This is a genomic window from Pseudomonadota bacterium (assembly GCA_022361155.1).
GTDB lineage: Bacteria > Myxococcota_A > Polyangia > Polyangiales > JAKSBK01 > JAKSBK01.
On record JAKSBK010000039.1, the window covers coordinates 1 to 1103 of the forward strand.

At 70.1% G+C, this 1103-nt stretch carries 1 protein-coding gene; it reads right to left on the bottom strand.

Going from position 1 to position 1103, the window contains the following annotated elements:
* The coding region (locus tag MJD61_01195) for a hypothetical protein (GenBank protein ID MCG8553896.1) at window positions 1–736 on the bottom strand (736 nt) is incomplete at its 3' end.
* Window positions 737–1103 lie beyond the last annotated feature (367 nt).

Genomic DNA, 1103 nt, shown 5'->3' on the forward strand with positions numbered 1-1103 from the left:
CCCTGTCCGCGAAGTGGGCGCGATCGACGCACACACCCCACGAATACGGTGCGAACAGCCCGCAGCTGCCGTCCCGGCGGCAGCAGCCGGCCATGGCGCAGCTGCCCAGCCAATCGAGATTCAATGTGGCGTGAGGGCACGAGGAGCTGAAAGCCTGTGCGGGCGAGTCGATGGTGTCGTCGTTGGGCACGCAGGTGTTTCCGAGCTGCAGAGCGCAGCCACCCGCCGGCGTGCAACACAACAGCTCCTGCACCCCGGCGCCCTGGCAGGCAGTTGTGCCTGGTCTCAAGAAGGGTGTGCCTACGCCCCCCGGTCCGCAGTAGATGCCCGGCGTACCACTAACGCCCGCGGTAGCACCCGGTGGCGGAGGTGGGGGAAAGAGGATGTTGCACTGGAATCCCGAGTGGCCAAGCCCGGCCGCGCCCAACGAGCCGCCGTTGCCACCCCAGCCAGCGGCGATCCCAGCACCACCGGCGCCGCCCCAGTGGCTGGCTCCGGCCCAACCGCCCGCGCCCATCCAGCCGCCGAAGCCGCCCGCCACGCCGGCTCCGCCGCCGGGCCAGGGGCGGGCGCCACCAACCCCGCCCCAGCCGCTGGTTGCCGCCCAGCCGCCCGTGCCACCGGCACCGCTCCAGGGGCGGGTGTCGCCCCGGCCACCGGCCGCTCCCACGCCACCCGCGCTGCCCCCGATGCCCGCTGCGCCACCCGAGTCGCAGGCACACAGGAGCACCAGCAACGCACACCCCCTCCGCAGGACAGCGCTACGTGCGCTCGCCGCCATTAGGGCCGCTAATCCTCCCACGCCGACCATGCGATGCCATGGGTCGTGCCGAGTGTGATGCCATTCCAGTTGAACATCCAGAGCTTGATGTCGTAGTCCTTGGCGTTAGGGGAGTTGTTTTCCACGGATACGAACTGGTAGTAGCAGTCACGGACGCGTCGTGAAGGGTCCCGACAGCTCTGGTGGGGGCGAACTCTGGCCGTGCCTGTCGGCTCCCCAGCAGGCAACGAAACCCGAGGTGCTCACCGCGCACGTGTGGTCGGCGCCCGCGGAGAGCTGGCGGAACTCACCCCGAGGCACGGCTAGCTGATTGTGGTCGTGA